General features: G+C 70.3%; 6 protein-coding genes and 1 pseudogene. 4 read left to right on the forward strand and 3 right to left on the reverse strand.

Features of this window, described 5'->3' with window-relative positions; all coding sequences use genetic code 11:
• Window positions 1-1357 (forward strand): annotated as a pseudogene (locus tag AAW13_RS41800) (GTP-binding protein); the annotation flags it as partial.
• Window positions 1358-1434: 77 nt separating this feature from the next.
• Window positions 1435-3291, forward strand: a complete 1857-nt coding sequence (locus tag AAW13_RS41805) for a cellulase family glycosylhydrolase (protein WP_046734631.1) — start codon at window positions 1435-1437, stop codon at window positions 3289-3291.
• Between the two features lie 60 nt (window positions 3292-3351).
• Here AAW13_RS41805 and AAW13_RS41810 read toward each other — a convergent pair whose 3' ends face one another.
• Window positions 3352-4599, reverse strand: a complete 1248-nt coding sequence (locus tag AAW13_RS41810) for a YncE family protein (protein ID WP_046734632.1) — start codon at window positions 4597-4599, stop codon at window positions 3352-3354.
• A 175-nt stretch (window positions 4600-4774) separates the two neighbouring features.
• Between AAW13_RS41810 and AAW13_RS41815 the strand changes: the two genes are divergently transcribed.
• Window positions 4775-5440, forward strand: a complete 666-nt coding sequence (locus AAW13_RS41815; RefSeq protein WP_046734633.1) for a TetR/AcrR family transcriptional regulator — start codon at window positions 4775-4777, stop codon at window positions 5438-5440.
• A 109-nt stretch (window positions 5441-5549) separates the two neighbouring features.
• Here the strand turns inward: AAW13_RS41815 and AAW13_RS41820 are convergent, their stop codons facing one another.
• Window positions 5550-6128, reverse strand: a complete 579-nt coding sequence (locus tag AAW13_RS41820; RefSeq protein WP_046734634.1) for a TetR/AcrR family transcriptional regulator — start codon at window positions 6126-6128, stop codon at window positions 5550-5552.
• 93 nt (window positions 6129-6221) lie between these two features.
• Here AAW13_RS41820 and AAW13_RS41825 point away from each other — a divergent pair, with 93 nt between their 5' ends.
• Complete coding sequence (locus AAW13_RS41825; RefSeq protein WP_046734635.1) at window positions 6222-6668, forward strand: anthrone oxygenase family protein; 447 nt, start codon at window positions 6222-6224, stop codon at window positions 6666-6668.
• A gap of 49 nt (window positions 6669-6717) precedes the next feature.
• Here AAW13_RS41825 and AAW13_RS41830 read toward each other — a convergent pair whose 3' ends face one another.
• Entirely contained in the window at window positions 6718-7122 is a 405-nt protein-coding gene (locus tag AAW13_RS41830; RefSeq protein ID WP_046734636.1) for a VOC family protein, read from the reverse strand.
• Window positions 7123-7444 lie beyond the last annotated feature (322 nt).

Consider the following 7444-nt stretch of genomic DNA (forward strand, 5'->3'; position numbering starts at 1 on the left):
GGGCCCGGTCTCCGGCACGGTCTTCAAGGTGGAGCGGGGCCCGGCGGGCGAGCAGATCGCCTACGCGCGGATCTTCTCCGGCACCCTCCGGGTGCGGGACCGGATCCCGTTCGGGACGGACACCGGCCCCGGCCCCGGCCCCGGCCCCGACCCCGGCCCCGGCCCCGACCCCGACCCCGACCCCGGCCCCGGCCCCGGCCCCGACTCCGGCGCCGGGGCGCGGGAAGAGGGCGGTGGCACCGGTGTCCGGGCGAAGGGGCGGGTCACCGGGGTCGCCGTCTTCGACCGGGGCGCCGAGCAGCGCCGGGACAGCGCCGGTGCCGGGCGGATCGTCAAGGTGTGGGGGCTCGGCGGCGTCCGGATCGGCGACGCGCTCGGCCGGCCGGCCCGCGCGTACGAGCACCACTTCGCGCCCCCGACCCTGGAGACCGTCGTCGTCCCGGGCCCCGGCACCGACCGGCGCGCCCTGCACCTGGCCCTCACCCAGCTCGCCGAGCAGGACCCGCTGATCGACGTCCGGCACGACGAGGTCCGCAAGGAGACCTCCGTCTCCCTCTACGGCGAGGTGCAGAAGGAGGTCGTCCAGGCGACCCTCGCCGACGAGTACGGCCTCGACGTCACCTTCCGGGAGACCACCACCGTCTACGTCGAGCGGCTCGCCGGGACGGGAGCGGCCGTCGAGTTCAACAAGAAGGACGGCAACCCGTTCCTCGCGACGGTGGGCCTGCGGGTGGCGCCGGCACCGGTCGGTTCGGGCGTCGGCTTCGGCCTGGAGGTGGAGCTGGGCTCGATGCCGTACGCCTTCTTCAAGGCCGTCGAGGACACCGTGCGCGAGAGCCTCGGCCAGGGCCTGCACGGCTGGCGGATCCCCGACTGCACGGTGACCATGACCCACTCCGGCTACTCGCCCCGGCAGAGCCATGCCCACCAGCGCTTCGACAAGAGCATGTCGAGCACCGGCCACGACTTCCGCGGACTGACCCCGCTGGTGCTGACCGAGGCGCTGCGGCGGGCCGGCACCCGGGTGCACGAGCCGATGCACCGGTTCCGTCTGGAGGCCCCCGTGGACACGCTCGGCGCGCTGCTCCCGGTGCTCACCCGGCTCGGCGCGCTGCCCCGGAGGACGGACACACACGGCGCGCTCTGCGTGCTGGAGGGCGCGGTGCCCGCCGCCCGGGTGCACCGGCTGGGACAGCTGCTGCCCGGTCTGACCCGGGGCGAGGGGGAGCTGGAGAGCGCCTTCGACCACTACGCGCCGGTGGCACACGGGACGGTTCCCGAGCGTCCGCGCACCGACCACAACCCGCTCGACCGCAAGGAGTATCTGTTGAACGTGACCGGTCGTGTGGGCGGGTGAGCGCCAAGTGCCAGGCAGGTATTCAACTTACTCATGAGTCAGAAGTATTGACGGTGTCCGGAAATCACCGGACTGTAATGAACATGACGAGTATCCGGGCGCGTTTGATCGTTGTCCTGGTTGTCCTCTGCGGATTCCTCGCGGTGGCGGGCGCCCCGTCCGCCACCGCAGCCACCCCGTCCGACTCCCTCTCGTTCGACGGCACCCCGCTCACCGTGCAGAACGGCCGCTTCGTCGACGGCCAGGGCCGTGAGGTCGTACTGCGCGGCTACAACGTCTCCGGCGAGACCAAGCTGGCGGAGAACGGCGGCCTGCCCTTCGCCTCCGTCGCCGACGCGAAGAAGTCCGCCACCGCGCTGCGGGCCCTCGGTGGCGGCAACGCCGTCCGCTTCCTGCTCTCCTGGGCGTACGCCGAACCCGTGCAGGGCCAGGTCAGCACCACCTACCTGGCCGCCGTGACCGCGCAGATGCAGGCGTTCCTCGACGCCGGCATCCGTGTCTTCCCCGACTTCCACCAGGACCTCTACTCCCGCTACCTGTTCAACTCGGGCAGCTGGTACACCGGCGACGGCGCGCCCAAGTGGGCGGTGGCGCTGGGTGGTTACCCGGCCGAGTCGTGCGGCATCTGTCTCTTCTGGGGCCAGAACATCACCCAGAACGCGGCCGTCCAGAAGGCCCAGTACGACTTCTGGCACAACAACTACGGCCTCCAGGACTACTTCCTGGCCACCGCCCAGACCACCATGACCTACCTGGCCGGGCATCTGACGTCCGACGAGTTCGCGGGCGTCGTCGGCTTCGACCCCTACAACGAGCCGTACGCCGGCTCCTACGACTCCGGCGAGACCTCCCGCACCTGGGAGCAGAACCGGCTCTGGCCCTTCTACCAGAAGTTCCGCGCCCGGATGGACGCCGCCGGCTGGAGCGGCAAGCCCGCGCTCGTCGAGCCCAACCTCTACTGGAACGGCAACGTCACCAACCAGGAGGGCGGCCTGCTGGACGCGGGCACCCTGGGCTCGCGCTATGTCTTCAACACCCACTTCTACGACCAGAAGGCCATCTCCGGCGTCCTGATGTGGGGCAACGCCGCCGACGGCCAGTACTCGACCGACTTCGGCACCATCCGGGACCGTGCCTCGGCCGCCGGGACCACCGCGGTCGTCAGCGAGTTCGGGCACCCGCTGTCCGGCACCACCGCCGGCAAGGCGCCGACCGTGGACAAGGCCATGTACCAGGCCCTCGACTCCCGTCTCTCCGGGGCGAACTGGTGGTCCACACCGGCCTCCTCGGGCCCGGTGCTCTCCAGCACCCAGTGGCAGTGGGACATCTACAACGGCCGTCACCACGAGCTGATGAACGACAACGCCAGCAAGGTCCTCACCTCCGGCGACGCCTGGAACGACGAGGACCTCTCGGCCGTGAACATGGACGACAGCGGTACGGTGACGCTCCGTCAGGACGCCCGGCTGCTCGACCGGATCTACCCGGGCGCCACCTCCGGCGCCACGCTCGCCTTCACCTACGAGGACCGCTCCCGGGACGGCTCCACGACCCTGACCTGGAACCCGGTGCCCAGTTCGCTGCCGAACGTGGCCGCCCTGGTGGGCTCCGGCCAGTACGCCCTCCAGGTCTGGCGTTCCGGCAGCGCCACCGCACCCACCGAACTCCACCTCCCGGCCTCCTTCCCGACCGCGTCCACCACCGTCGTCTCCGACCTGGGCACGGCCTACGGGCCGCCCGCGTACACGTCCTCGACCCCCGTGGGCGTGGCCGCCGAACCGGGAGGGACGGGCAGCCGCCGACTGCTGCTCACCGACTCGGACTCCGGCGTGCTGCACTTCGCGCTGGTGACCAACGGGGCGACCTCGCCCGGCACCACCGTGCTGAACGCGGCCAGGGCGGAGCTGGCCGCCTGGGTGGCGGCGAAGTTCTGAGCAGTGCCTCGGCCTCCGGGGTCCCGCCTGACCCCGGAGGCCGAAGTGGGTGAGGGCGCGTCAACTCGACGACGCGCCCGTCCAGTCGGCCTGGACATGGCCCAGCCGGACGCGCTGCGGGTGGTCGCCGACCGGCACCGAGGTGACCTTCTGGCCGGTGCCGAAGTCGATCGCCGTCACCTGGTCGGCGCCGCTCTCGGAGATGATGCAGTCCTTGCCGTCACCGCTGACCGTGGCCCAGTAGGGGGTGGACGCCGTGATGAGCGGACCCTCCTGGAGGGTGGCCCGGTCGACGACGGTCGCGTAGTTGTCCATCGTCCCCGCCACGCACAGTTTGGTGCCGTCCGGCTTCATCGAGATGCCGTGGTGGCGCGAGTCGAGGAGCCAGGTGGTGCGGTCCGTGCTGGTCGCGGGGTTGGCCGGCAGCGTCTTCACCCGGGTGATCTTGTCGCTGGCGATGTCGTACTCCAGGAAGCCGTTGAAGAAGGACACCTGGAAGTACATCTTCGACCAGTCGGGGGTGAACGCTGCGGGCCGGACCGCGTCCGAGAAGTCCTTGAGGCCGAACGCGTCCAGCCGGGCGCGCATGTCGATGGTCTTGACCTGCTTGTAGGTGGTGGCGTCGGCGACGGTGATGTGCCGGTCGCCCTTGGTCCAGTCCCAGGCGGGGTCGTCGAGGGACGTGGTGACCTCACCGATCGACATGTTCCAGATGTACTTGCCGTCGGGGCTGAAGACGTTCTCGTGCGGCTTGTCGCCGGTGCTGAACTCGCCCAGTTCCGCACCGGTGTCGATGTTCAGCACCTGCACCTTGTTCGCGGTGGAGGCCGACACCGCGACCTTGGTGCCGTCGGGGGAGACAGCCATGTGGTCGGCGCGGTAACCCGCCACAGGGAAGCGCCAGTTGATCTTGTCGGTGGCCAGGTCGATGGAGACGACGTCCGCGAAGCTGGGACGCGAGACCACCACCGACCTGCCGTCCGGGGTGGAGTACATGTCGTCCACGTACTGGTCGTGGCCCTGGCCGACCTCGTTCCGGATGGAGGTGTAGTAGATCCACTTGATCGGGTCGGCGTTGATCTCGGCGATCCGCGCGTCCTTGTCGGGGATCACGTTGAGCTGGCCGACCTTCGCGAAGTCGCCGGTCGAGTTCAGGACGGTCGCGGTGCCGTCCCAGTTGTTCCCGACGAACAGCACCTCGCGCAGGGAGGCGTCCGCCGCTGCGGTGGCGGCGGTCGCGGGCGCGGTGACGGTCAGGACGAGGGCGGCGGCCACGGAGCAAAGGTGCCTGGGTCTGAAGGCAGGCATGACTGCTCTCTCCTCTGATGGGGGGTGTGGGGGCGCGCGTGCGGTCGCGGGTCGCGGAATCTGAACACGTGCGCGTTCAAAGCGAACTTACTGAAAAGTAAGGAGAGGTGGGCTTACTCCACAAGAGGCGTACACGACAAAATTGGCCAACGGGTGGACGACGGAGGGGGCAATCTTGGCGGGCAGGCTCAAGGCGCCGACGGGTCGCTACGGCGGCCGGTCCGCCGAGGAACGCAAGGCTGAACGGCGTCGGCGCTTCCTGGACGCCGCGCTTCAACTCTTCGGTGCGGCACCGGGGTTTCGCGCCACGACCGTCGCCGCGCTGAGCCAGACGGCGGGCCTGTCGACCCGTCAGTTCTACGAGGAGTTCCACACCCTGGAGGACGTGCTCGCCGCGTTGCACCTGGAGGTCAACGGGTGGGCCGAGGAGGCGGTGCGGGACGCTCTCGCGGAGGCCGAGGCCCTGCCGCTGGTCGAGCGGGTGACCGTGCTGTTCCGCGCGTACGCGCGGGACGTCACGTCGGATCCGCGGCGCATTCGCATCGCGTTCGTCGAGATCATCGGGGTCAGTCCCCGGCTGGAGGAGCAGCGCCTGGCGCGGCGGGCGCGCTGGGTGCAGCTGATATGCGCGGAGGCGAACGCGGCGGTGGCGCGCGGGGACGCGGCGCCCCGCGACTACCGGCTGGCGGCGACCGCGTTCATCGGGAGTGTGAACGGGTTGCTGCACGACTGGAGTGCGGGGTGGGTGGACGCGTCGCTGGACGACGTGGTGGGGGAGCTGGTCCGGTTGCTCGTGGGGATGCTGCGGCCGGAGGGGTGGGTGCCGCGGGCGGCTCGGTAGTGGTCCCGGTGGCGACGCGTGGCCGCCGGTCGCGCGATGGCCGCGCCCCCTGGGGAGCGCTGCCGGAGCCGCCGTCAGGCCGTGACCGCGTGCCCGCCGGGACGGTGCGTCAGAGCCCGGCGAGCCGGTCCACCAGCAGTTCCACCCTCTGCTCCGTGTCCGCCGGCGGCAGCCGTCCCGCCCGGGTCAGGGTGGCGAGGCCGTGCAGGGACGCCCAGAACAGCTCGGTGTACAGCCCCGGTTCGACGCCCGCACCGGCGACCTCGCCCAGGCACTCCAGCAGTGCGGCGAAGGCGTCCTTCAGCGGCTCCGGCGTGTCCTCCTGCGCGTACGGCAGGCCGTTGTTGAGCTGGAACAGGGCGTCGTAGACCGCCGGATTGCGCTCGGCGAAGTCGAGGTAGCCGCGGGCGAGGGCGGTGACCCGGGCCCGCGGACCGTCCGCGGCGGCGGTCGCGGCCCGTACCGCGACGGCCAGCTCGGCGGCGCCCTCGAGGGCGACGGCGCCGATGATCTCGCGCTTGCCGCGGAAGTGGCTGTAGAGGACGGGCTGGCTGTACTCGATGCGCTCGGCGAGCCGGCGCGTGGTGACCGCGTCCCAGCCCTGCTGCTCGGCGAGTTCGCGAGCCGTCGCCACGATGAGGCGCTCGCGGTTCGCCCGCTCGCGCTCCTTGCGTTCCTGTACCGACATGCATCGATCCTAGCACTGCTAGACAAGTGAGCATCGGCAGTACTAGCGTTGCATTGTCTGCTAGCAACGCTAGATCCCAGAGAGGTCGTCGTCATGCTCAGCGCATTCGAGGTGTTCACCGTCGTGGTCGTCGGCGTGATGGTGGGAGTGGAGTTCTCCGTCGCCTTCGTCATGAACCCGATCCTCAACGCACTCCCCGGCGACGCCGGTCAGCTCGGTCACGCCCACGGGGGCCGGATGCTCGGTGCCGTCATGCCGGTCTGGTACATCGGTTCGCTGGTCCTCGTCGCGGTCTGGGCCGTCGCCGGATGGCACCACCGGGGCGCCGGCCTCGTGGTCACCGCCGCCGCGCTGCTCGTCCTCAGCGTGGTCATGTCGGTCCTGCTGCTGGTTCCGATCAACAACCGGAACAAGGAGTGGACCCCCGGGAACCGGCCCGCGGACTGGAAGGAGCAGCTGAACCGCTGGGAGCGCTGGCACTACGTACGGGTCGCCGTCATCATCGGCGCCTTCGCCCTGCTGGCCGCCGCCCTCGCCTGAGGGTCCCGGCGAGGTGGCAGGCCGGGGAGTGCCCCGGCCTGCCACCGTCTCATGCCTCCGTCGGCGGTTCCCGGTGACTGCCGTAGGGACGCGTGATGATCTCCATGCCGTGTCCGGCCGGATCCATGAAGTAGAGGCCGCGGCCACCGTGATGGTGGTTGATCTCCCCGGGCTGCTTCAGGTGCGGGTCGGCGTAGTACGTGATCCCGGCGTGCCGGATGCGCCCGAAGGCCGCGTCGAACTCCTCGTCGGAGACGAGGAACGCGTAGTGCTGCATGGTGATCGACCCCGCCGGGACGGCGGCGAAGTCCAGGGTGACCCCGTTGCCGGTGGTCACGGGAAGGAACGGACCCCACTCGGTCCCGACCTCGAGCCCCAGGACATGCGCCAGGAACTCGGCCGACTCCCGGTTGTCCCGGGCTTGCACGATCGTGTGGTTCAACTCGACTGACATGTGTGGAATGCCTCCGCAAGGCAATCTCACGGGCACCTCCATGCCTCACCCGGACGGTGACCGACACGCGATGCCGTGCCCGTGATCCTAAACAGCACCGCCCACGGCGTCGAGAGCGTTCCCCCGGCCCGGTCGGCGCGAGAAGAACGGCCTTGCGACGAACCCGAGTTGACTCCTGTCCCAGCCGTTGACTTCAACCCCCGGCGGCTCTACGTTCGGCGCGCGACACGTTCGGAACATCGACCTCCGTTCGAGATGACGAACGACCCTGGTCGGACACCCCCGCACACCCCCCCCCGCACCCCCCCGCACACCCCTGCAC

This window comes from Streptomyces humi, assembly GCF_001005085.2.
Lineage (GTDB): Bacteria > Actinomycetota > Actinomycetes > Streptomycetales > Streptomycetaceae > Streptomyces > Streptomyces humi.

Coding starts and splice junctions, on each gene's coding strand:
- AAW13_RS41805 (WP_046734631.1), top strand. CDS start 1,435: ATGAACATGACGAGTATCCGGGCGCGTTTGATCGTTGTCCTGGTTGTC.
- AAW13_RS41810 (WP_046734632.1), bottom strand. CDS start 4,599: ATGCCTGCCTTCAGACCCAGGCACCTTTGCTCCGTGGCCGCCGCCCTC.
- AAW13_RS41820 (WP_046734634.1), bottom strand. CDS start 6,128: ATGTCGGTACAGGAACGCAAGGAGCGCGAGCGGGCGAACCGCGAGCGC.
- AAW13_RS41825 (WP_046734635.1), top strand. CDS start 6,222: ATGCTCAGCGCATTCGAGGTGTTCACCGTCGTGGTCGTCGGCGTGATG.
- AAW13_RS41830 (WP_046734636.1), bottom strand. CDS start 7,122: ATGTCAGTCGAGTTGAACCACACGATCGTGCAAGCCCGGGACAACCGG.